Here is a 23312-nt window from a genome sequence, read left to right on the forward strand (position 1 = left end):
CTCCCAAAAGATGATGCACTGCTTCACGCCAAGATTTTAAAACGCTTTCAACACGATAAATAAAAATAGTCTGTTATGAAAGTATTTCCTGAATCGAAATATTCCATCATGTAATTAAGCGCTTCCAACACCTCCTGAAAAATTGGTTCACTTGATAACTTGTATACCAAGTGAACTTGTGACTTGAGTATAATAGCATACTTTTTAAATGTCAACTGTTGTTTGCTATAATAATTGTCACATAAAATAAGAACCCCCTGCACCTATCAACGGGCAGAGGATTCCTGGTATGAATTAATCTTTCCAATAGCGATTATACAGATGCTGCATATGCTCAGACATGAGCTTGGACGCCTTGTCTGCCTGCTTGTTCTCTATCGCATGAATAATGCCCTTGTGCTCACTGAAGTTAGTGTCTCTATAGTCAGGCCGGGTCACGGTTCGATCGCGAATGAATTTCCACATTTCCTGCTGCTTCATCGCTTGCGTGATGACAGTCATGAACTGAATGAACACATCATTATGGGAAGCCTTGGCAATCCCCATGTGCAGCTTCTCATCCGTCTCAGGCACATAGCTGCCTGTTCGGGTCTCAGCTTCCATCTGGTCGATCGTATTGCGCAGAAGCTCGACGTCTTCATCCGTTGCTCTTTGAGCTGCAAATTTGGCGATAAGTGGCTCTATGCTCATTCTAGCTTCCACAATATCCTCCGGGGTTATGGAATCAATGAAGGAGGCATCCTCCGTCAACGATTCCGCAGACGTGCTCGTATTCTTGACATATACTCCCTCTCCTTGACGAGAGTAGATGTATCCTTTCATTTCAAGAGCACTAAGGGCCTGCCGGATCGGTGCTCTGCTAACTCCGAACTGCGCACACAGCTCCCGTTCGGTCGGTAGTCTGTCACCAATCTGAAACGCTCCACTTTGGATCTGTGACAGAATCTGATCATATATCTGTATATAGAGCTTGTTACTGGATACGCGATTGAACTGAATGGAACTCACCTCCTTATTTTCTCGTTTCCTCAATATCACAAAGCCATCAACGTTAATAATACCATTATATAAATAACTAATTTGTTAGACAACATGATATATTATAACTCACTTTACCCCTAAGACAAAATTATCCAACCTACCCAAACCTTGATACCAGATGATCTGCTACCTTTCAATCTAAAGATAAGGAGCCGTCTCAATAGAGATGGCTCCTTATCTTTAGATTGATATTTGTTCCCCTGGTTTCAATGCAACTCCGACGCCTTCTGGCAAAAGCGAAACAAACTTGTTGGGGTCCTGTTCAATAAAAGGGAACGTATTGTAGTGGATCGGCACTACCTGCTTGGCTTGGAGCCATTCAGCCGCCAGTGCAGCATCCTCTGGTCCCATCGTATGGTTGTCCCCAATCGGAAGGAAGGCCACATCAATGCTCTGGCGTGCTCCAATCACATTCATGTCGTAGAACAACCCTGTATCTCCTGCATGGTAAATGGTCTTATTCTCCGCAGTGAACAGAATCCCCGTAGGCATGCCGGTGTAGACGATCGTTTTCGTCTTCTGGTTAACATAGCTGGAGCTATGAAAGGCTTGAGTCAGCTTCACTTTTCCAAAAGCAAACGTATAAGCGCCCCCAATGCTCATGGCATGGGTTCTCACCCCTTCCCAACTGAGCACATCCGCAAGCTCTGCCGAAGCAATGACCAGCGAATTATTTCTCTTTGCTATTTCTACTGTGTCTCCTACATGATCTCCGTGCCCATGAGTCAAAATAATAACATCCGCCTCCACAGTGGCTGCATCCAGATCTGTAGCAGAATTGCCCCTCAAGAAAGGGTCAATAAGTATAGTTTTTCCGTTCGTCTGGATGCGAACAACGGAATGTCCATGATATGAAATATTCATTTTAAATCCTCCTATACTCATTGTCTTTCAAAGAATGATGAATTTCTTTTCTTAAGCGCTTGTATAGGTACTACGGTTATGCAGAAGCTTGCTTGTAACGGTTAGGAGAATGATTTTATGGTTCAGTACACGTGTTTATTAAAAAGCTTTGGCTGCCTCACGCGCTTTTTCAATCGCTTCAGCTTTGATTTGTGGAGCGCGATCTCCTGCGGTGGATATTCCTTCTATGAACAAGCTTTCGAACTCGGTGACACCGACAAAGTTCAGAACCGTCTTCAGATGGCTGCTTCCATGCTCGCGATCCTGCACTGGACCTTCGGAGTACACACCTCCAGTTGCTTGAATATGGAACGCCTTTTTGTTGCTCAGCAGACCCACTGGTCCATTCTCCGTATATTTGAAGGTCTTGGCACGAACACAGAAGGAGTCGATGTAGGCCTTCATCACTGGAGGGTAGGAGAAATTCCACATTGGGTTAACGAACACATACTTATCAGCCGTCATGAACTGCTCAAGCAATTGGTTCAGTTGAGTTATCTTTTCTTGTTGGGCAGCAGTCAGTTGATCAAATGGAGCTCCAGCTTGAAGCTGTCCCCATGCTCCCCATACGTCTGCATCAATCTGCGGAATCGTCAATTGGTACAGGTCTACGTGTTCCACCGTGTCCCCTGGATGATTTTCTTTGTAGGCTTGTACAAATTGCTCCCCTACAGCAAGGCTATAGGATTGAGTGGGATTTCCTGGATGGGCAGTAATATACAGAACTTTTGACATGGTCGTAACTTCCTCTCTTATTTTGAATTTTTTACAGAATGAATGGCGCAGCTCCATTACCGTAAGACCAGTTATCCTTGGTAACTTCAACTAAATTGATGAACACATCTTCGGTACGAATTTGGCATTGCTGATGGAGCTGCTCCGCCAAGGCTTCATAAAATTCTTTTTTCACATCGGACGTTCTTCCTGCATTCAGGACAATCTGGACAATGAGGAATCCATCGCTTCTCTCGATATCCAGGCAGTTGGGATCATAACTGAAATTCTCCCGGTCAAATTCCTCTATAAGTACAAAACGGTCACTCGCCGGTACATGCAGCTTATCGACGACTGTCTGAGATACCACTTCCTTAATCTGTGCTTTTGCCTCACTCGAACGACCTGCAAGCATGGAAATACGTGTCAAAGGCATGTCGTGCACCTCCTTGTTGGATTTGTGTGTTGATATGGTATAGCTTATCTGATAGAATCCTGAACACGAATGTATATGAGTTCGTATTTGTTCGTGCAAGGCACAGCATAGGGTATGCAACCTAGCTGCCGGACATTGAAATGCTGTGACCATAACTAATAGATTTCAGGTGATACAATGGATGACCGGAAATTCACCAAAGAGTGGCCTCATGAACTGATCAAAAAATTCCGATCCAGACCCGTCCGAGAGGACGCACGAAAAAAAATGCGCCAAGTGGACTTGGCAGCTCAGGTCGGCGTTGACCCCCGAACCGTTCAGCAATGGGAAAATGGTGATCGCATACCCAGCATCGGTAGTCTGAAGCGATTGATTCAAGTGTTTCTGGAGGAAGGACATTTGCTGGAAGGAGCCCAGCAGAAGGAAGCTAGCGAGCTATGGCTTGCAGTCAAACGATTGTCGGAGGCCCGTTCCGCCACACACCGAGAATTTCCCGACTTTGATGAGGATTGGTTCGACACGATTATGAGTCCCGCCAACGTGGCTGTTTCCAGCACGGACGCGACAGCCTCAGATTCTGGTCAGGCAGGTCATCATCCAGTGCGTAGACAGGGAGATCAAGTAGCCTACTCCTCCAAGTCACAAGGCAATATGCCTGGCTCTCTTCCTCTCTTCATTGGACGACGTGAAGCAACGACCGAGATTAAGGAATTGCTGCGAGAGCACTCCCTCGTCTCCCTCCTGGGTCCTGGAGGTATTGGCAAGACATCGCTTGCCATACAGGTGGCTGCACAGCTTACCGAGCTGTATCCAGACGGTATTTGGCTGTTCGAGCTGGGCTCCGTAGGTGACCCTGATCTTGTAAGTCAGTTCCTGTTGTCGACCTTGGGCTTGCAAAATCAGCCAGCGCAAAGTGACATAGGATCACTCGTGAGCTTTGTATCTGGCCAAAAGCAATTGTTCATATTTGATAATTGTGAGCACCTCATTAATGCAAGCAGCGCCTTGGCGGAAGCTCTTCTATCCGCTGCACCATCCTTAAGCATTCTCGTCACGAGCCGAGAAGCTCTGAACATCCATGGTGAATATATGTACCGGGTTCAACCCCTAACAACGCCACATCTGGCGGATGCTGTGGAGGAGTTGCCTGCGGAGGACATTCAACAATATGAAGCGGTGCAGCTGTTTTTGGCAAAGGCCCGAACCGTTACTCCCCATTTTCAACCAACTATGCAATCCTTGCGGCTCATTTGCGAAATTTGCAAACGATTGGAAGGTATTCCTCTAGCCATTGAGCTTGCTGTAGCGCGAATGAATGTATTGACCCTGGAACAAATCGTTGAGCGTCTTTCCAGTCTGCTCACGTTATTGACTGCTGGAAGGAGAACGGCAATCCACCGCCAACAAACGCTAAAATCGACGATCGACTGGAGCTATACTTTGCTCACAGCCAAGGAGCAGCTTCTCTTACAGCGGCTAAGCATCTTCTCGGGAGGCTTTACTTTGGATGCCGCTGAGTCGGTGTGCAGCTGTGAACCAGGAGCCGTTAATCGCCCGGACAATATTACAGAGCTAGAACTGCTAGATCTATTATCCAGTCTCGTGAATAAATCACTGGTAGGTGTCGATCCAAGCCATGACCATAATTCCATGCGCTATTCCCTGCTGGAATCCATTAAGGAATATGCCGCAGAGCGACTGCTTGAGGCATCGGCTGACCAGGGCAGACATCTCCTGTCGGAGCGATATACCCGGTATTACAGCTGCTATTTGATGAGTGCCGAGGCTAAATTCCGTACCCATGAACGAGATGCCTGTCTACAGAATGTCCGACGCGAATATGCAAATGTAAGTAATGTGCTACAGTGGGCTTATCATCATCAGGTAGCCCGGCCCATCGGCATTCAGATGGCATCCGCATTATACTGGTTCTGGCTCCACGAGGGCACCTGGAATCAAGGGTTGCTGTGGCTGGGACGATTTCTGGACGATATCCATATGGAGGAGCCTATCGACGAAAAACAGATCCATGCTGATACCACCAAAGCACTACACGGACAAGGGGTTATTCTCTTCGTCTCTGGTAGACTGGAACAGGCGAGAGCTTCGGCAGGCACCAGTGTGGCATTCGCGCGCAGCCTGAATCATTCGGGACTACTTGCCTCCTCGCTGCGACTGATGGGATTCATCCATATGAGTCTCGAACAGTTGAAGGAAGCCCGGGATTTCGTCCAAGAAAGCGTAAATATCTCCAGACAAGCCCACGATCTCTGGAATCTGGGAGGCTCATTGCATGCGTGGGGTAAGCTTGAGCTTCTACAAAATCAGTACAGTAAAGCTGTCCTGTTATTTCAAGAAAGCATCCAATGCTTCGAACAGATACAGGATAAATGGGAATTGTCGGGTCCTTACGAAGGCTTTGGCTACTCCGCATTGAAGCTTGGACAAGTGGAGCAGGCCGTAGAATATTTCAAGAAAAGTGTGGCGATCAGCCATATCTATAAAGGAACCTGGGTACTATCGCGAAGTATAGAAGGGCTGGCGATTGCCTTGTGTACCCAGCAAGCCTACCCTGATACCGTTGTTCTTCTGAGTGCTGCCGAGAAATACCGCGAAGCCTCTGGTGGGTCTACGTCTCCAAATTATCCAGTGGAATACCGACACGCATTTCATATGGCACAGAATGCTCTTGAAGAGCAGGAGTGGCAGGACATATGGAACAAGGGCAAGTCCCTGACCAAGGATCAAATCATTGCTTTTGCACTGGAGACATAGTTCCCACTAGTGATTCATCCTAAAGGCTTTCTTCCCTTAATGGGAATGAAGGCCTTTTTGATTTAATAAATTTACTTGACAGAAAATATTGTTGTAACTATTATTGTTACATTAAGACGAACGATACAACATTCATTTTACCGATGCAAGGACTACAATATGGTTTTCATCTGAGAGGAGCTTTATCATGAATGTTGAAATTTGGTCTGATTTTGCCTGTCCGTTTTGCTATATTGGCAAGCAGAGATTTGAGCAAGCACTGGAGCAATTTTCACACAAGGAGGACGTGAAGATCGTATTCAAAAGCTTTGAGCTTGATCCAAATGCACCTGTGCGTGAAGAGCATGACGTGCATGACATGCTGGTTGGCAAGTATGGTATGAAGCGTGAGGAAGCCATTGCGATGAATCATAACATTGGAGTGCAAGCAGCCCAGTCGGGGCTCGACTTCCAATTCGACGCTATCCAGCTGACCAATACCTTCGATGCCCACCGCCTAGCGAAGTATGCAGACCAACAAGGAAAAGCAGCTATATTTCAGGACTTATTCAAAGCCTACTTTACAGACGGTCGTCATCTGGGAGATCACGAGACGTTGATTCAATTAGCCCTTGAAGCTGGGTTAGATGAGAGCTCTGTACGTCGCCTTCTCGCAAGCTCGGAATTTGCAGACAAGGTTCGACAGGATGAAGAGGAAGCACAGCAATTAGGTGTTACCAGTGTTCCTTTTTTTGTCATTGACCGTAAATATGCTATTTCTGGTGCGCAAGCGAGCGACACCTTCCTGCAAGCGCTGAATACGTCCTGGGGCGAATCGCAGCCTCTACAGATTCTGGGCGAAGTGCGCGGTTCGGATTCCGATGGTACTTGCAGTGACGATGGATGCTCTATCCAATAATGAACGAACAATACCCTTATTTATGAGGTGAATTATGCTGAGCAATCTGGAAATGGTCAAGAGCACTTATGAAGGCGACGCTAAGGAAAACGGTTTGAAATATCAAGCTTATTTAGCCGAGCACGCCGAATGGACAGAAGCCGCAGGTTTTCCTTATGCTGGCACGTATGTGGGCTACGAAGAGATTTTCCACAACGTTTTTTCCCGGCTAGGCAGTGAATGGGATAATTATATGGCGAAGCCAAAGGAATTCTATGAGGACGGAAATACCATCATCGTCGTTGGTGTCTACTTCGGCACCTATAAGCTGACAGGCAAATTTTTCGAGGCAGACTTTGTGCATATTTGGCGGGTCGAGAACGGAAAAATTGTACGCTTCAAGCAATACGTCGATAGTCATTTGGTCCAAGCCTCCATGCTGTCCAAGTGAGCAGGCTCTCACACAGCAGGATTTATTTCCATCGCGGACGTAGATCCTGCTTTTGTGTTGTTTTTTACGAAAAAAGTAATACATGTGGTGTCATATCCGAATGCCAGCTGATACGATTCCATGTCAAAACAGGAAACCTTTGCTCCGCTTTACTCGCAATTGACCTCACCTCACAAATAAATATATTGTAATTTATGATACAAAATGGTATTATTGCGCCAACAAAACCCATTTAAACCCAAACAATTACATATTATTTCATTTTTTCCGGCTATTCCGTTAACTCTGATTGCGCTGCATTCTCTTAGAACACACACATTTCTCTTACAATCAGCTGTTTCAACTCCTCTCTACTGCTGTACATTTCTGCTCGTGGCATGACTCACTACATAGTTTCAACGCTCACGCACAGACTTCACAGAACGCCATGAGACTTCATAGAACGCCTTGGCCTATACGATGCTTGCAGGTTTATGAAAGCGATTCCATTTCTATCTTGTTAAATACACGCATGAGGATTTACATGTCATTTTTTATCCTGGGTTCAGGTCCAGTGCTACCTAGCAGCATTGAAATCATGTTGGGCTGCCTGGCATATAACCATATAAAAAAACATGGAGGTTATTAAGATGATCAAAAGATGTCTGGCTTCATTTCTAACATTGGCTTTATTGTTCGCTGTCTTCCCCACACTGTATGCCGATGCTGCTAATCAGCCATTAGCCAAGCTCCCTGGCAACTCCAATCCGCTTATGGATCATAAGCTGGGAGCTGACCCCTACGCCCTCGTGCACGAGGGAAGAGTCTATATTTACATGTCCAGTGATACGTATGTGTATAACAATAACGGATCTATTCAAGATAATGACTTCAGTGCATTGGATCGTATTCAGGTCATTTCCTCCGCAGACATGGTGAATTGGACAGATCATGGTGCCATCCCGGTCGCTGGTGCCAACAACAAAAATAATGGCAAAGGTATCGCCAAATGGGCAGGCAACTCTTGGGCGCCAGCCATAGCTCATAAAAAGGTTAACGGAAAGGACAAGTTCTTCCTGTACTTCGCCAATGGTGGAGCTGGTATTGGTGTTCTGACAGCAGACACCCCGATCGGGCCTTGGACAGATCCTCTTGGTCGAGCTCTTCTGACACATAGTACGCCTGGAATGGCTGGTGTTACCTGGTTGTTTGACCCCGCCGTGCTGGTGGACGATGATGGCACAGGATATTTATACAGTGGCGGCGGAATTCCGAACACATCCGACCCAGCCTCCATTGCGAATCCAAAGACCGCCAGAGTTATCAAATTGGGGGCAGACATGACAAGTATTATTGGAAGCGCTACCACTATTGATGCCCCTTATCTATTCGAGGATTCTGGTATGCATAAATATAACGGGAAGTACTATTATTCGTACTGCATTAATTTTGCTGGCACGCACCCGCCCCAATATCCTGCAGGCGAGATTGGCTATATGGTCAGCGACAGTCCCATGGGGCCCTTCACCTATAAGGGGCATTTTCTGAAAAATCCATATACGTTCTTCGGTGTAGGTGGCAACAATCACCATGCTGTATTCAATTTTAAAAATGAATGGTATGTCGTGTACCATGCCCAGACCGTTAGCAAAGCGCAAATCGGGGCTGGAATGGGCTACCGTTCTCCGCATATCAACAAGCTAGTCCACAACTCAGATGGGAGTATTGCCGAAGTTCAGGGCAATTTGACAGGAATTGCTCAGCTCTCCAATCTGAATCCTTACACCCGCGTCGAAGCCGAGACCATTGCGTGGCAGGCAGGTGTGACGACGGAGCCAACACAAGCCAGTGGTGGTCCAATCAGTAATCTGAATGTGACCAACATACACAATGGGGACTGGATTGCAGTCGGCAAGGCTGACTTTGGCTCTACGGGGGCAAAGTCCTTCAAGGCCAATGTCGCCGCGAATGTCGGCGGTAATATTGAAATCCGACTTGACAGTGAGACTGGCCCTTTGGTCGGTACACTGAATGTTCCTTCCACTGGAGGCATGCAGACATGGAAAGAACTAGAGACTACCATCAACAATGCAACCGGAGTGCGTAATGTCTATCTCGTGTTCACTGGTGCCGGCAGCAATCCACTCTTCAATCTGGATGCCTGGCAATTCACACCTAATTCGGGCGGCGGCAATACCGCAACGCGGGTTGAGGCGGAGAATATGAATATCGGCGGGACTTATGCAGGCAAGATTAGTAGCCCTTTTGAAGGTGTTGCCTTATATGCCAACCAAGATTATGCATCCTATACCCAATTCTTTGCTAACCCTACCCACCAGATATCGGTACGTGGAGCTTCAAGTAATGCAGCTACGGCCAAAGTGGACCTGATCATTGGCGGAGCTACTGTAGGTTCGTTCTATTTTACAGGCACAACGCCGACCGTTCAGACCCTATCCAATATTACTCACCTCACAGGAGACCAGGAGGTCAAGCTTACCCTGACATCCGATGACGGGACCTGGGACGCCTACGTTGACTATATTGAGTTTTCGCTATAGGTCATTCTCATAGAAGCTCTAGAATTGGTCAGGAGGCACTAATATGTTAAAGAAAGCAGGGCTGCTGTTCATGATCCTTCCACTCCTCATGGTCATGTTTCCAATGGGTAATCTATCGTCAGCTGCATCCTTCAACAATCCAGTAATTTATGCAGATGTTCCAGATAATGATGTCATTCGGGTAGGGGACACCTATTATATGACCAGTACAACTATGCACATGAACCCTGGTGTTCCGATCATGAAATCATATGATCTCGTCAACTGGGAGATTGTCAATTACGTGTATGATACTTACGCCGATCAAGCTTCTCACAATCTGCAAAATGGTCAGAATGAATATGGGAGAGGTTCATGGGCAAGTAGCCTTCGGTACCATAATGGAATATACTACGTTGCTTATGGCTCTCTTTCTACTGGCAAGACCTATGTTTACCAGACACGTAACATTGAAGAAGGTCCCTGGACCTCGAACGTGCTGGGCAGCTATTACCATGATGCTTCATTGCTATTTGATAATGGACGCGTATATCTTGTCTATGGTAGTGACCAGATCAGTATCGTAGAGCTGACCCCGGATGCTACAGCTATTAAATCTGGCGGCCTGAAGCAGGTCATCATACCCAATGCCAGCCAGGTCGCGGGCTCCAACCTGATCTTGAAGGCAGAAGGAGCTCATATACAAAAAATCAACGGCAAATACTATATTTTCCTGATTGCTTGGCCCTCTGGCGAGGGAAGAGTTCAAATATGCTATCGTGCTGATAGCCTGACTGGCCCTTATACGGGAAAAGTTGTCCTTAAGGATTCAGGAATCGCACAGGGTGGGATTGTCGACACTGTATCAGGCTCCTGGTACGGCATGCTCTTCAGGGACAGTGGCGCCATAGGACGTATTCCTTACCTTGTCCCCGTCACTTGGACCGATCAATGGCCGGTATTTGGTGTGAATGGTAAGGTACCGCTGACGATGGAGCTTCCTGCAGAAGGTCATCCACTGAAGAAAATCTATGGATCTGACGATTTCTCCGCTTCAACCACAGCAGAGCAGTTGATTGTAAATGGAGGATTTGAGAATAATGACACAAGCCCTTGGGAACCTAATAACACAGCGAACATCGACAAGACTCAAGCCGAGAAATTCAGTGGGAATCAGAGCCTATTCGTCAGTGGTAGGCGGCAGACTGCTGCCGGTCCAAAGCAGGAATTGACTGGCAAGTTGAAACCAGGTGAGGTCTATCAGTTCTCAGCGAAAGTCAAATATCTGACAGGACCGGATACCAAGCCGTTTCAACTAAGTATCCAGCACGGCCCCAGCTATACCGGCATTTCCATTATGGGCAGCACTACGTTAACCAAGGGACAATGGGGAACCATTCAAGGAACCTATACCCTTCCTGCTCAGGCTGACCTTTCGCAAAGCTTTATTTTCGTGGAGACGCCCTATCAAGCATCACCTGATTCCGCGAATGATTTAATGGACTTCTATCTCGACGATGTCTCACTCACAAGCACTGCTACCGCAGAAGCCTCCTCCGAGCTGGCGAAATTCTGGCAGTGGAATCATAATCCGGATCCGGCCAACTGGTCGCTTACGCAGCGCCCTGGCTTCCTGCGACTTACGACAGGAACGCTTAGTACAAGTATTCTCAATGCCAGAAATACGCTCACACAAAGAACATTTGGACCTCGGAGCACCGGAATCATCGCGATGGAGACAGAGGGCATGAAAGATGGAGATTATGCCGGGCTGGCAGCCTTTCAAGACAAATATGGGTTTGTGGGTGTGAAGAAGACAGGTTCCTCCACATCCATTGTGATGGTCAATGCAAGCTCAGGAGCCATGACGGAAGTGGCCAATGTTCCCGTTACCCAGAATCGAGTATACTTCAAGGTGTTATGTGACTTTACCAATCAGACAGACAAGGCCTATTTTTATTACAGTCTTGATGGAACCCAATGGACCACCATTGGAAACACATTGCAGATGTCGTACACGTTGCCTCATTTCATGGGCTACCGGTTTGCCCTATTCCATTTCGCTACACGCCAGACTGGAGGATTCGTCGACTTTGATTATTTTCATGTCCAATAGCCCAATTGTTGGGTTCATGCAATAAAGCTTAAATAGTGGATTTAAAAGCATTGAAAAGATCGGTTTGGAATCAAGTACGAATGAGCCTAAACCGATCTTTATTTGGCTATCAAGCCTTGTACGAATTTTTTGCGTTCAATTGAATCAGATTGCATCAATACGCTGAATTGATTTACAAGGCGGTAACCGATCCATCTAGCCAATTGAGATACCATACCGGCGAAGACTTAATGAAGGCACGTGAGAAACTGAACGAAGATGAATTTATTAGCAATATGGCACTAAGCTTTGGTATTGATATTCCATAATATTGCAGCAAAAATTTATCAGTTAATACTCCATTTTATCAGTCTACAACTTTATTTCCCGAGTCTAACACTTCATTTTCTTCCAACACTCGCAACCAAGGAAGGTAATCGGCTCCTGTTCCTTGACCACTACCTTCTTTGATGAATCTATTAATTTTGGCATCCGTGATTTCACGCTTACGCTTTGCCATGGTTACGCCTCCTTAAAAGAAAACAGGGCTACCTGAAGGCAGCCCCGTTTGGAGTCATGATGTTAATCTGGAAGTCAGTTCTGTAGACAGTAGAAGAGCTTCTAGTAGTAGTATGGCCAAATTTGTTAGTCTAATACTTTATTTCCTCAGTCTACAACTTTATTTTCTTAGTCTAATACTTTATTTTCCGAGTCTAACACTTTATTTTTCAGTCTAATACTTTATTTTCTTTTGACAACAAATGTCAGCCTGAAACGTCCCTTATTCCACCGTTACACTCTTCGCAAGGTTACGTGGTTTATCCACGTCATGACCCAGAGCAAGAGCTGCATAGTATGCCAGCAACTGCAAGGACACGACAGAGACGGCAGCAGACAGAATTGGCAATGTCTTCGGAATCGCGAACACTTGGTCTACCGATTTCATCAGCTCAGCTGCATGCTCTTCGTAAGTAATTGCAAGTACGTCACCACCACGAGCTTTAACTTCCTTAATATTGCTGACCGTCTTCTCCATTACGGATTCTTGGGTTACCAGCGCAATAACTGGGATTCCATCCTCAATCAGTGCCAGCGTTCCGTGCTTCAGCTCACCTGCCGCATAGGCTTCGGAGTGAATGTAGGAAATCTCCTTGAGCTTCAGGGAACCTTCCTGTACTACAGCGTAGTCTTGACCACGTCCAATGAAGAACAGGTGCTCATGCTTGGAGATTTGCTCCGCATAGGCTTTGATAGCATCTGCTTGCTTCAGCATGCTCTCGACTTGCTCAGGCAGAGCTTCCATGGCTGCCAGCACTTCACTAGCCTCTTCCTTGGTTACTGTACCACGAACTTGACCCAGGTACAGGCCCAGCAGATAGAACGCAATCAGCTGTGAGGAGTATGCTTTGGTGGAGGCTACAGCGATCTCTGGTCCTGCCAGTGTCACCAATACATCATCTGCATCACGAGCAATGGAGCTACCTACGACGTTGGTAACAGCCAATACATGAGCGCCATTAGCCTGTGCTTCTCTCAAGGCAGCCAGTGTATCAGCAGTTTCGCCAGATTGGCTGACTACAATCACGAGCGTCTCTGGTGTAATGATTGGTGAGCGGTAACGGTACTCGGAAGCCACATCATTTTCCGCTGGAATACGTGCAAATTTCTCAATCACTGTACGTCCGATTAGGCCAGCATTGTATGCCGTACCACAAGCTACGATGTGAATGTTGCGAATGTTCTTGATCTGCTCATCCGTAAGCTTCAATTCTGGAAGCACTACTTGATGATTCTTGTGATCAATCCGTCCCAGCATCGTATCACGATAAGCCTTCGGCTGCTCGTGGATTTCCTTCAGCATGAAATGCTCAAAGCCGCCTTTTTCTGCAGTGACTGCATCCCAATCGACACGAATCATTTCCCGAGAAATAAAGTTCCCTTCAATCGTCAGCAGTTCGACAGCATCCTTAGTCAGAACAGCCATCTCTCCGTCTTCCAAAATAAATACATTACGCGTATATTTCAGAATCGCAGGGATGTCAGACCCAATGAAGTTCTCCCCTTCACCAACACCGATAACCAGTGGGCTCGCTTGACGAACTGCTACTAATTTATCCGGCTCATGCTCAGTCAATACACCCAATGCAAATGCACCACGCATATAAGTGATCGCCTTTTGCACAGCTTTAACAATATCACCCTCATACTCACGTGCAATCAGGTGCGATACGATCTCTGTATCCGTCTCCGATACGAACACATGACCTTCAGCCATCAATTCTTCCTTCAGCTCCAGATAGTTCTCGATAATCCCGTTGTGGACGACTGAGAATTTCTGGCTCTCATCTGTATGTGGATGGGAGTTCACATCGGAAGGCTTACCGTGAGTAGCCCAACGTGTATGGCCGATACCTGCATAACCAACCAATGGAGCATCCTCCAGCTTCGCTTCCAGGTTAGCCAGACGACCTTTAGCCTTTGACACTTGCAATCCTTTATCTGTAAAAACAGCAATACCAGCAGAATCATATCCACGGTACTCCAGCTTCTTGAGACCATCAATCAGTACATCCTGCGTATTCTGATTACCAATATATCCAACAATACCACACATGTTCGTTTCCTCCGTTCGTCATTTCACTGACAGGACAACAGAAGGAAACTCATGCGGTACATGTCGAAATGTGTACAGTTATGAAGTTATCCTATATGAGATATACAATTACGCATCACTAAAACAACAGGCTTCACGAATGCTACGCATTTCTTCTGTACCGCATACCCTCTTCTGATGCCGTACATCCATGAAATGAACTGTTCAAGTATATTATGGTTCACCAACCGGCTTGTTGTGTGGACAGTCACCCATCCATTTTCCAAGCATCGGTTCACGGTCTGGTGATACAACCGGGAGGTCCCCGCCGAATATTTCGAACACCCCCACCTCGTCAGCTTGCAGCAGCCGTCCATGCAAATAAGCTCCCTAGAAGCTGTACCAACATGTTCCCCGCGCATGAGCAAGCTCTGGCGCTTAAGTGGTTATACCTTACGATCCTCACTTTCTACTTCAAATTAAAATGCACTCAATCATTATATGCATTCGGCTACAGTTTTGCAATGAGCTTCTGTAACGAATACCCGTAACATGAACTGTCGAAACGGCTTGAACCGTTCAACAGCCCACATCACAGCATATGTTAGCTAGTCACCAAAGGTCACCATTTTTTCTAAACTAGTTCCTTTTTTACGACCTCAGCAATCTCATCGACATATTTCTCCAGCTCTGCCTTGTCGGGTCCTTCAGCCATAACGCGAATCAGCGACTCTGTTCCCGATGGTCTTACAAGCACACGGCCATTGCTACCAAGCTCCTGCTCAACTTTCTCAATCGCAGTTGCAATGGCAACATTGCCTGGATAATTGCTCTTATCCTGCACACGCACATTCACGAGCACCTGTGGATATTGCGTCATCAGCGACTTCAGCTCACTCAGCTTTTTGCCAGTAGCCTTCATCGTGTCAATCAGTTGAATCCCTGTCAGGATGCCATCACCAGTCGTGTTATAGTCGAGGAAAATGACATGACCTGATTGCTCACCGCCCAGATTATACCCGCCACGGCGCATTTCCTCCATCACATATCTGTCCCCCACCGCAGTCTTGGCCGTCTGAATGCCGAGCTGCTCGGTAGCTTTATAGAAACCAATGTTACTCATGACCGTCGTTACGATGGTAGAATCCTTCAGCTTGCCAGCACGGTTCATGGCATCTCCACAAATACAAAGGATGAAGTCACCATCTACCTCTGCCCCATTCTCATCGATTGCAATCAGACGGTCCGCATCTCCGTCAAAGGCAAGACCAATATCTGCCTTGTGCTGGAGCACAGCTTCCTTCAATTGTTCTGGATGGGTAGAACCACAATGATCATTGATATTCAGACCGTTAGGCTCCGCGCCAATCGCAATTACCTCCGCTCCAAGCTCCTCGAATAGCTTAGGTGCAAGCTCATAAGCCGCTCCATTAGCACAATCAAGAACAACCTTAAGTCCTTCAAAAGACTGGCTAATTGTTGTCTTCAGATAGTCCAGATATTTGTAACGTGCTTCATTATCAACACGCAGGGCACCAAGTGCACCACCAATCGGGCGAGGAAGCGTATCCTCTTCCGCATCCATCAGCTCCTCGATCTTCAGTTCGGTCTCATCTGTCAGCTTGAAGCCGTCTCCCCCGAAAAACTTAATGCCATTATCCTCAACGGGATTATGAGAAGCCGAGATCATGACCCCCGCATCAGCCTGGAGCAATCGCGTAAGATAAGCTACTCCTGGTGTCGATACGATGCCTAGTCGAATGACATTAGCACCAATGGACAGAAGCCCAGCAACAAGCGCAGACTCCAGCATCAGACCCGAGATACGCGTATCCATTCCGATGACTACGGTAGGCTTCTCCACATTACCTGCAAGGACATATCCTCCACACCGACCGATGCTATATGCCATCTCTGCGGTTAATTCTTTATTGGCAACTCCACGGACACCGTCTGTACCAAAATATTTCCCCATTACTTCATGACTCCCCTATCATATAGTCTTTGTTGTATGTTCTTTGTAGTCGCCCTAAGGTTGGCTATTGTTATTATCTTGGGAGCTATCATCACTGGATGTCTCTGGACTAGACTCCCCTGTATTTCCAGCTTGGTCTGTAGTAGAAGGTGTAGCTTCACCATTTCCCTGTACAGGCTGATTATTCTCTGCATCAGGCGAAGATTCTGGTGCTGTCTGCTCTGGCGTATTTGCCGGCACAGAAGCCTCCTGAACATTAACTGTGACCATCAGTGGCTGACTGCCTTCAGGTCTTGTAATGTACCTTGGAAGTGTAATCTGTACAGGAATTGAATGATCACCAGCCTGGAGCCCGGTAACATCCGCCACTAGCATGATATCATCATTCGTAAGATTATTCACCAAATTCTCAGGACCACTTACCTCGATATTCAGGCTTCGGCTCTGGGGCTCAGTAATCGAAGCGGCTTCTGCACTAGCTGCTCCCTGAAGGGTCACGGGTATGTCTGTCATAGTGCGCCTGATATCCTGAACTTCTCCAAAAGGTGCTACGGTAACTTGTAGCTCCACCGATTCTGGAGTAATACGCTCAGCCCCCTCAGGCTTCGTCAACGCAACCTGCACCCCTGTCGTCCCCTGTGCCTCAAGCCTGCTCAAGTCAAGTGTAGCATGAATGCTCCCTTGAACCTTGCTGAGATAATCCGGCGTACCATAGACAGCAGCCTCAGTCACACTGGGATTTACATCGGAGAGCACAAGACCCTCTGGCAATTCGCCAGTGTAGCTCACTTTGATAGGTAAGGACTTGTAGCCCTGACTGATCGGTACAACAACAGAAGCAGTGTCTGGCTCAAGGACTGCACCCTCGATCTCTTTACCATTCTTGTCATATGCCTTGAGCTTCACCTTTCGGTTCTCTATATTGCTTGACGCTTTGCTCACATCCACAAATCCCTGCACACTTGCCACGGTCTCCATCCTGCTAGTAGGCAAGGTCACATTGACGGTAGTCGGATCAGCCACCCCTGCTCCAACGTGCATCCCTTCTGCTGCCTCTCCGGTAGGAGTTATCTTGACGTTGAATGCCTTTGTCTGCTTCTGCTCGACCGTTACAGTAATCATAGAAGGCTCCATAGATACAACTTCCACGCCGAATGGAACGTCTGGCTTCATTAGAGGCAGAGTCTCTGTGCCTTCCTGCATGTGGCTGAGATCTACACTTACGTTATAATCATCACCGAAAAATGAGGTCAGGGCAGAACGCTGTCCTCTCACCTGGATACGAACACGATCCGTATTCATCCCGGTCAACTCATAGCGTGAATCATCAAGACCAATCGTCTGAATCTTCACATTATCAATAGTTCGCGTCCCGTAAGATGTAGTCAGAGAAGGTGCTGTCGTACCGCTATCCAGATGAACCATCGCCCATAGCAGTATACTTACTGCAAGTGCCAGAATTTTGGCTACTGTATTATTGTTGAACCATTTCTCCATCATGCCTGATTGCCGCCTCCTCCCCGCTTCCAGAAAGAGCCACGCTTTTCTTTTAGAACTGCAGCCGGACGCAGCTCTTCATATAATTTAGAGATTAAGGATTCTTCTTTTATATCACGGACAACCTGTCCATTCATGGCAAGTGAAATATGTCCAGTCTCTTCAGAGACTACGATGGCTACGGCATCCGCAACCTCACTGACACCGATAGCCGCCCGATGCCGAGTCCCTAGCTCCTTGCTGATAAAAGGATTCTCAGATAACGGCAAATAGCAGGCTGCTGCTGCAATCTGATTATTCTGCACGATGACCGCCCCATCATGAAGAGGTGTATTCGGAATAAAAATATTAATGAGCAGCTCGGAGCTAATCAAGGATTGCATCTTAATCCCTGATTCAGTGTATTCATTTAACCCTGTCTGCCGCTCGAACACGAGCAGAGCACCAATTTTTCGACGTGATAAATAATTTACGGCTTTAATAATTTCACCTATAAACTTATTGAGCTCCTCATCCTCCATCGGACTCCGGCCAAACAGCTTGCCTCGACCAAGCTGCTCAAGACCCCTACGAAGCTCAGGCTGGAAGATAATGAAGATGGCCAGTACACCAAAGGTAAACATCTGATTCATCAGCCATTTTAGCGTGAACAGATCGAACCAGGTACTTAGCGCCCAGATCACGACCAGCACCAATATCCCCTTGAGCAATTGCACTGCCCGTGTACCACGGACTAGCAAGATAATCTGATAAATAATATAGGTTACAATCAAAATATCGATTAAATCCTTAATGGATTCCTGCCACGTCATATTCGCAAAGTAATCCAGCATGCGCATGCCCCCGTATTTCTATAAATAGTGGGTTATCCCCAATTCACATATGTATATATTGTGGATTGTGTATCTAGGTTATAACGTTACAAGCCATGTTGCAAGTCATGTCGCTGCTTCATAGCCGAATACGTCTTTTCTGAGAATATTTGGTACCTTTTTTGCGAAAAGAAGCGCCCGTCCACCAGAACAGGCGCTTCCCTCAATTATACTATAACTTCTTAACGATATGCTACTTCTGTGAAGATATCAGATACCTTGTACCATACCCAATCCAGCGCTTGATCTATACTTTTGATCTCACCTGAGATGTGGGCCGTGGAAGCCTTGAAATACGAACCGTCAATAACTGTCAAATTCCCTTGAACTTCTCCGTATACCTCTGCCTCGCCATTCTCCACCGTAAGGTTCCCAGCTATGGAGGTGCCCTCTGGCACAATGACCTTATGGCCCTGAATGATCACGTTCTCGGGGTTATCCCCCTTGACACGGACAATCAATTGATCTCCTTGTCCCCATGAATTCAAGCCGCTGGATACAATGACAACCAGAAACAAAGCAGCCGCAGTTAGTGCCGGATGCCTCTTGATCCATCGGACCCAAGTCCGTTGCTGCTTCTGCTGTGGCATGACCTTCAAAATCTGCTCTGTCAATGCATCCGATACAGGAGGCAGGGAATCACGAGTCCCAAACAGCAGCATTTCAGTCCGCTCCAGCTCTCCAAAACGTATACGACAATCCTCACACGAGCGCAAATGCTCTTGCAATTCTAGTCCTTCTTGCTTCGGCAGCTCATGATCCAAGTAATCATGCATCCAAGAAATGGCCTGTTTGCATTCCATATGAGCCAGTCCTTTCCTTTCAATTAACTCCTGCGGTACTGTGATGTCAGCATGCTGCCTCTATTCACCTAAGCTTAATCTGCAACATCTCAGCACGAAAACACAGCTACTCAACATACCATACGCTTTGCAGACGGATATGTTTCAAAAAAATCCGAGCTATAAATTTACAGCTTATGTTCCAGTTTTTTACGCAAATATTCACGTCCGCGATGTACCCTTGTCTTGATGGTTGTCACCGGAAGGTCCACGACCTCACTGATTTCTTGCAATGACATGTCCTGAAGATAGCGAAGCACCATCACCGTCTTGTATTTAGGTGGTAGCGTAGCTATCGCGTCACGAATAATGGTCTGCGTCTCCAGCAATAGTGTCTCACCCTCAGGTGTACGATCATCGCTGGGCAGCATGGCATAGCCATCTGACCCCTCTTGATCATTCAACTCAGCATCCAGTGAATATGTAGGCTTTCTTCTTCGCAGCCGATCTATACATAGATTGGTAGCGATCCGGTAAATCCAGGTAGAGAACTTCTGATTATGATCATATTTCTCCAGATTCCTGTATACTCGCAGAAAAGTCTCCTGAACCATATCCTCTGCCTCATGCCGATTATTCAGCATCCGGTACGTCAAATGAAATATTTTATCCTTATACAGTTCTACAAGCTCAGCAAAAGCCCTCTGATCTCCTTTAAGGACCAGGTTGACTAAGCGGCTCTCCAAATAATCCACCATATATTCCCCCAGACTTGCTGATGGGTTCTCGAATTTATACAACTATTAAAGATATGTTATCTGAAGTGAAAAAGCAAGGATTTTCCTCTTCAAAAGCTCAAAAAAATGCAGTATGCACAAAACAAAACCGGGAGCCTTGCGGCGCCCGATTCGAATAGTTCTTGGCATCAGCCTGTATTTCTTAATCCAGCAGCAATTCCGTTGATGGTAAGCAGTACCTCGCGCAGCAATTCTGCATCGTCTTCATTCTGATCACGAAGGCTACGCAGCTCGCTGAGAAGCTGTACCTGCAGATAGCTTAGTGGATCAACATACGGATTACGTAAACGAATGGACTCCTGTATCACAGGTACATTGTCCAGAATTTCCTGTTGGCCTGTGATTTTAAGAATCAGAGATGAGGTGAGCTTGAACTCCTCCTCAATCAAGCCGTAAATGCGCTGGCTGGCTTCCTCATTCTGCGCCATTCCTGCATATTCCTTTGCAATGATCAGATCTGCTTTGGCAATTGCCATTTGCAGTGTATCAATCAATGTGCGGAAGAATGGGAAGTCCTGATACATCTGCTGCAGGACAGCCATATTTTCTTCCTTATCCTGATAGAAGCTCTGCAATCCTGTTCCAGCAGCATACCAAGCTGGGAGCAAGTAGCGGCTTTGGGTCCAAGCGAATACCCATGGGATTGCTCGCAAGTCCTCGAAGCGGTCACTGTTCTTACGCTTGGAAGGACGAGAACCAATGTTCAGCTCACCAACCTCAGGCAATGGTGTAGACTCTTTGAAGAAGGTGAAGAAGTCAGGATCACGGAAGATCAAGTCTTGATATTTGTGTAAGGACACTTCCGAAATATGCTTAACGATTTCCTCCCAGCGCTCCTCCAAATGCTCCTCTTTGCCAGTACGGCGATACATCGAGGCTGTCAGCAATGCTGATGTCGCCTGCTCCAGACTCCGATAAGCAATACCTTTCAAGGAGTAACGGGAGGATAACACCTCACCCTGTTCTGTAATCTTGATACCTCCACCGATTGTGTGTGGTGGCTGAGCCAAAATACTGCGGTTCAGAGGCATGCCGCCACGTCCTAGCGCCCCTCCACGTCCATGGAAGAATTTGAGCTTCACACCGAATTCATTACCTACGTTGGTAATCTCATTCATCGCTACACGTAGCTCATAGTTGGCAGTTACTGCTCCGCCATCCTTGTTACTGTCAGAGTAGCCGAGCATGATTTCCTGGAGATCATGCATCGCAGCTACGGACTCACGATATACCGGTAGTCCAAGTACTTTACGCATAATCGCTGGCGCTGCATGTAGATCCTCAATCGTCTCGAACAAAGGTACCGATTGCAGTGTACACACGACGGAACCATCCTTTTCCTTACGGAAAAGTCCCGCTTCCTTCGCCAGTACCATAACCTCCAGAATATCACTTGCCCCTTGGCTCATACTGATTAGATAACTGGTAATGCATTGCTGACCATATTCCTTCTGAGCCTTATTAATTGTTCTATATACATTGAGACACTCTTCTGTTGCATCACTATAATTCAAGTACGGAGAAGTGATTGGGCGAGGATCGTTCATGAGTCGTTCCAGCAGATCAATCTTCTCGTCCTCTGTCAGCTGACCGTAATTTGGAGCGATGTTCATTTTCGCCAAAATCTCCGTCATAGCATTCTCATGCTCTTGGCTATGCTGCCGGATATCCAGGGTTGCCGTGTGGAAGCCGAACAGCTCCACTTGTCTGATCATCTTCTGTACATAAGTATCGGCTACATAGTCAGCAAAATGATGCCGCAGACTGGAGTCGATAATCTTCAGATCAGCAATAAGCTCCTCAGCACTGTTGTATGCCTCAGATGTTCCCCGCTTGCTTTCGTCCATTACGTTGTTAACTTTGGCAATCATATACGCCAGCTTAATGCGATAAGGCTCTTTCTCATTGTGCCAAATTTCCAAACGTTTGAGCGTAACATTATTGCGATCCTCCTCGATGGAGGTGATAAGCTCATCGGAGACAGTTACAATGCTGGTACTGAAGCTAAGATAGCCCATTAGGTCAACCAAGATCCGCTGGTATTCCCGAACTGCCAGCTTACGGTGCATACGCAGGGTATTCCAGGTAACGTCAGCCGTTACGGATGGATTGCCATCCCGGTCTCCACCAATCCATGAACCAAAACGAAGATAAGTCGGAATGTGCCATTGCGATTCTGGATAGTATTTCTTAAGACACCGCTCCAGCTCCTGATATACATCAGGTAGAACATGGAACAGAGTCTCATGGAAAAAGTACATTCCATTACGCACTTCATCCAGTACAGTTGGCTTGCGATCTCGAAGCTCATCCGTCTGCCACAGTGTACTAACCTCATTTAATAGGTTTTCCCGTGTCTGCTCGCGTTCTCTGAATGTCAATGTAGGATTATCGAGCAGCATGACATCCTCGGATATTCGCTTATGAATATCCAGAATTGCTCTCCGCATGGCTTCTGTCGGATGAGCGGTCATTACCAGCTCTAGGGAGAGCTCCTCCAGCATGTCACGCACATCCTGGGCAGTGAAGCCATTCTCTTGAAGCTCTCGCACAGAGCTCTCGATAGAGCCTGGCTGCGGCTCTTCACCAACAGAGCGCTCATAGTCCCTTTTTCTACGGATGCGATGGTTTTGTTCTGCAATATTCACCAATTGAAAATAAATAGCAAACGCACGAATGATCTGATGCCGAGTATCAGGCTCCAGATTACTGATCATGGCTTTAAAATCCTGGAATAACTCAGGTAGAAATTCCGCACGCAAGGATTTGCTCGTTTCTCTGATCTTCTCTACGGTCTCCAGCAGCTCATTGCCGCCTTGGTGTACTAGTACCTCTCCGAGAATGTTTCCTAAAAAACGAACGTCTCGCCGCAATGAATTGTTCGATTGATTTTTGTTTGCGGTTAACGTAAGCTCAGTCATGCTTTTCCTCCCATCTCATCCGCTTCCATAAGTACGAAATTGACACTTTCTTAACATCATACAA

18 protein-coding genes are annotated in these 23312 nt (G+C 46.8%); 5 read left to right on the plus strand and 13 right to left on the minus strand.

All coding sequences use genetic code 11. The features are described from left to right. Positions 1–294 precede the first annotated feature (294 nt). The 4 genes from MKX74_RS24270 to MKX74_RS24285 all read right to left on the minus strand — a co-directional run bounded on the left by MKX74_RS24270 (position 295) and on the right by MKX74_RS24285 (position 3094). Complete coding sequence (locus MKX74_RS24270; RefSeq protein WP_155988681.1) at positions 295–1008, minus strand: FCD domain-containing protein; 714 nt, start codon at positions 1006–1008, stop codon at positions 295–297. Between the two features lie 213 nt (positions 1009–1221). Next, positions 1222–1905: a metal-dependent hydrolase gene (locus MKX74_RS24275; RefSeq protein ID WP_018887927.1), complete on the minus strand. Its 684-nt coding sequence runs from the start codon at positions 1903–1905 to the stop codon at positions 1222–1224. A 138-nt stretch (positions 1906–2043) separates the two neighbouring features. After that, the gene (locus tag MKX74_RS24280; protein ID WP_028590169.1) at positions 2044–2679 is read right to left on the minus strand and encodes an FMN-dependent NADH-azoreductase; all 636 of its coding nucleotides are present in this window, start codon (positions 2677–2679) and stop codon (positions 2044–2046) included. Positions 2680–2710: 31 nt separating this feature from the next. Further along, on the minus strand, positions 2711–3094 hold the full coding sequence (locus tag MKX74_RS24285; protein ID WP_028590168.1) for a tautomerase family protein: 384 nt from the start codon (positions 3092–3094) through the stop codon (positions 2711–2713). A 177-nt stretch (positions 3095–3271) separates the two neighbouring features. Here MKX74_RS24285 and MKX74_RS24290 point away from each other — a divergent pair, with 177 nt between their 5' ends. From MKX74_RS24290 to MKX74_RS24310, 5 genes are all read left to right on the plus strand, one after another. Beyond that, entirely contained in the window at positions 3272–5869 is a 2598-nt protein-coding gene (locus tag MKX74_RS24290) for a helix-turn-helix domain-containing protein (protein WP_341180071.1), read from the plus strand. 187 nt (positions 5870–6056) lie between these two features. Further along, positions 6057–6767: a DsbA family oxidoreductase gene (locus MKX74_RS24295; RefSeq protein WP_341180072.1), complete on the plus strand. Its 711-nt coding sequence runs from the start codon at positions 6057–6059 to the stop codon at positions 6765–6767. 34 nt (positions 6768–6801) lie between these two features. Further along, positions 6802–7197, plus strand: coding sequence for a nuclear transport factor 2 family protein (locus MKX74_RS24300; protein ID WP_445667292.1), 396 nt, complete (start codon positions 6802–6804; stop codon positions 7195–7197). Between the two features lie 629 nt (positions 7198–7826). Beyond that, entirely contained in the window at positions 7827–9737 is a 1911-nt protein-coding gene (locus tag MKX74_RS24305; RefSeq protein ID WP_341180073.1) for a carbohydrate-binding protein, read from the plus strand. Between the two features lie 43 nt (positions 9738–9780). Continuing rightward, complete coding sequence (locus MKX74_RS24310) at positions 9781–11832, plus strand: beta-xylosidase family glycoside hydrolase (protein ID WP_341180074.1); 2052 nt, start codon at positions 9781–9783, stop codon at positions 11830–11832. Between the two features lie 346 nt (positions 11833–12178). Here the strand turns inward: MKX74_RS24310 and MKX74_RS24315 are convergent, their stop codons facing one another. The 9 genes from MKX74_RS24315 to ppc all read right to left on the minus strand — a co-directional run bounded on the left by MKX74_RS24315 (position 12179) and on the right by ppc (position 23248). Then, on the minus strand, positions 12179–12331 hold the full coding sequence (locus MKX74_RS24315; RefSeq protein ID WP_341180075.1) for a hypothetical protein: 153 nt from the start codon (positions 12329–12331) through the stop codon (positions 12179–12181). 261 nt (positions 12332–12592) lie between these two features. Further along, entirely contained in the window at positions 12593–14425 is a 1833-nt protein-coding gene (glmS, locus tag MKX74_RS24320; protein WP_133569917.1) for a glutamine--fructose-6-phosphate transaminase (isomerizing), read from the minus strand. 213 nt (positions 14426–14638) lie between these two features. Continuing rightward, entirely contained in the window at positions 14639–14785 is a 147-nt protein-coding gene (locus MKX74_RS24325; protein WP_156897635.1) for a hypothetical protein, read from the minus strand. Between the two features lie 253 nt (positions 14786–15038). Beyond that, positions 15039–16379: a phosphoglucosamine mutase gene (gene glmM, locus MKX74_RS24330; RefSeq protein WP_018887938.1), complete on the minus strand. Its 1341-nt coding sequence runs from the start codon at positions 16377–16379 to the stop codon at positions 15039–15041. 54 nt (positions 16380–16433) lie between these two features. Next, positions 16434–17879, minus strand: a complete 1446-nt coding sequence (locus MKX74_RS24335; protein ID WP_341180076.1) for a CdaR family protein — start codon at positions 17877–17879, stop codon at positions 16434–16436. Then, complete coding sequence (gene cdaA / locus MKX74_RS24340) at positions 17876–18709, minus strand: diadenylate cyclase CdaA (RefSeq protein ID WP_018887940.1); 834 nt, start codon at positions 18707–18709, stop codon at positions 17876–17878. Before cdaA ends, MKX74_RS24335 begins: the two co-directional genes overlap by 4 nt. Before the next feature lie 221 nt (positions 18710–18930). Beyond that, complete coding sequence (locus MKX74_RS24345; RefSeq protein WP_018887941.1) at positions 18931–19551, minus strand: zf-HC2 domain-containing protein; 621 nt, start codon at positions 19549–19551, stop codon at positions 18931–18933. A 167-nt stretch (positions 19552–19718) separates the two neighbouring features. Then, positions 19719–20285: an RNA polymerase sigma factor SigW gene (sigW, locus tag MKX74_RS24350; protein ID WP_025681218.1), complete on the minus strand. Its 567-nt coding sequence runs from the start codon at positions 20283–20285 to the stop codon at positions 19719–19721. A gap of 170 nt (positions 20286–20455) precedes the next feature. Further along, positions 20456–23248 carry a phosphoenolpyruvate carboxylase gene (gene ppc, locus MKX74_RS24355; protein ID WP_341180077.1) on the minus strand — a complete coding sequence of 931 codons (2793 nt, stop codon included), beginning with the start codon at positions 23246–23248 and terminating at the stop codon, positions 20456–20458. Positions 23249–23312 lie beyond the last annotated feature (64 nt).

Source organism: Paenibacillus sp. FSL K6-1230 (assembly GCF_038002385.1).
In the GTDB taxonomy this organism is placed as follows: domain Bacteria; phylum Bacillota; class Bacilli; order Paenibacillales; family Paenibacillaceae; genus Paenibacillus; species Paenibacillus massiliensis.

Bases quoted from the DNA above. Each gene is read 5' to 3' on its own strand.
- MKX74_RS24275 (WP_018887927.1), bottom strand. From the start codon at position 1,905: ATGAATATTTCATATCATGGACATTCCGTTGTTCGCATCCAGACGAAC.
- MKX74_RS24280 (WP_028590169.1), bottom strand. From the start codon at position 2,679: ATGTCAAAAGTTCTGTATATTACTGCCCATCCAGGAAATCCCACTCAA.
- MKX74_RS24285 (WP_028590168.1), bottom strand. From the start codon at position 3,094: ATGCCTTTGACACGTATTTCCATGCTTGCAGGTCGTTCGAGTGAGGCA.
- MKX74_RS24290 (WP_341180071.1), top strand. From the start codon at position 3,272: ATGGATGACCGGAAATTCACCAAAGAGTGGCCTCATGAACTGATCAAA.
- MKX74_RS24295 (WP_341180072.1), top strand. From the start codon at position 6,057: ATGAATGTTGAAATTTGGTCTGATTTTGCCTGTCCGTTTTGCTATATT.
- MKX74_RS24300 (WP_445667292.1), top strand. From the start codon at position 6,802: ATGCTGAGCAATCTGGAAATGGTCAAGAGCACTTATGAAGGCGACGCT.
- MKX74_RS24305 (WP_341180073.1), top strand. From the start codon at position 7,827: ATGATCAAAAGATGTCTGGCTTCATTTCTAACATTGGCTTTATTGTTC.
- MKX74_RS24310 (WP_341180074.1), top strand. From the start codon at position 9,781: ATGTTAAAGAAAGCAGGGCTGCTGTTCATGATCCTTCCACTCCTCATG.
- MKX74_RS24315 (WP_341180075.1), bottom strand. From the start codon at position 12,331: ATGGCAAAGCGTAAGCGTGAAATCACGGATGCCAAAATTAATAGATTC.
- glmS (WP_133569917.1), bottom strand. From the start codon at position 14,425: ATGTGTGGTATTGTTGGATATATTGGTAATCAGAATACGCAGGATGTA.
- glmM (WP_018887938.1), bottom strand. From the start codon at position 16,379: ATGGGGAAATATTTTGGTACAGACGGTGTCCGTGGAGTTGCCAATAAA.
- MKX74_RS24335 (WP_341180076.1), bottom strand. From the start codon at position 17,879: ATGATGGAGAAATGGTTCAACAATAATACAGTAGCCAAAATTCTGGCA.
- cdaA (WP_018887940.1), bottom strand. From the start codon at position 18,709: ATGCTGGATTACTTTGCGAATATGACGTGGCAGGAATCCATTAAGGAT.
- MKX74_RS24345 (WP_018887941.1), bottom strand. From the start codon at position 19,551: ATGGAATGCAAACAGGCCATTTCTTGGATGCATGATTACTTGGATCAT.
- ppc (WP_341180077.1), bottom strand. From the start codon at position 23,248: ATGACTGAGCTTACGTTAACCGCAAACAAAAATCAATCGAACAATTCA.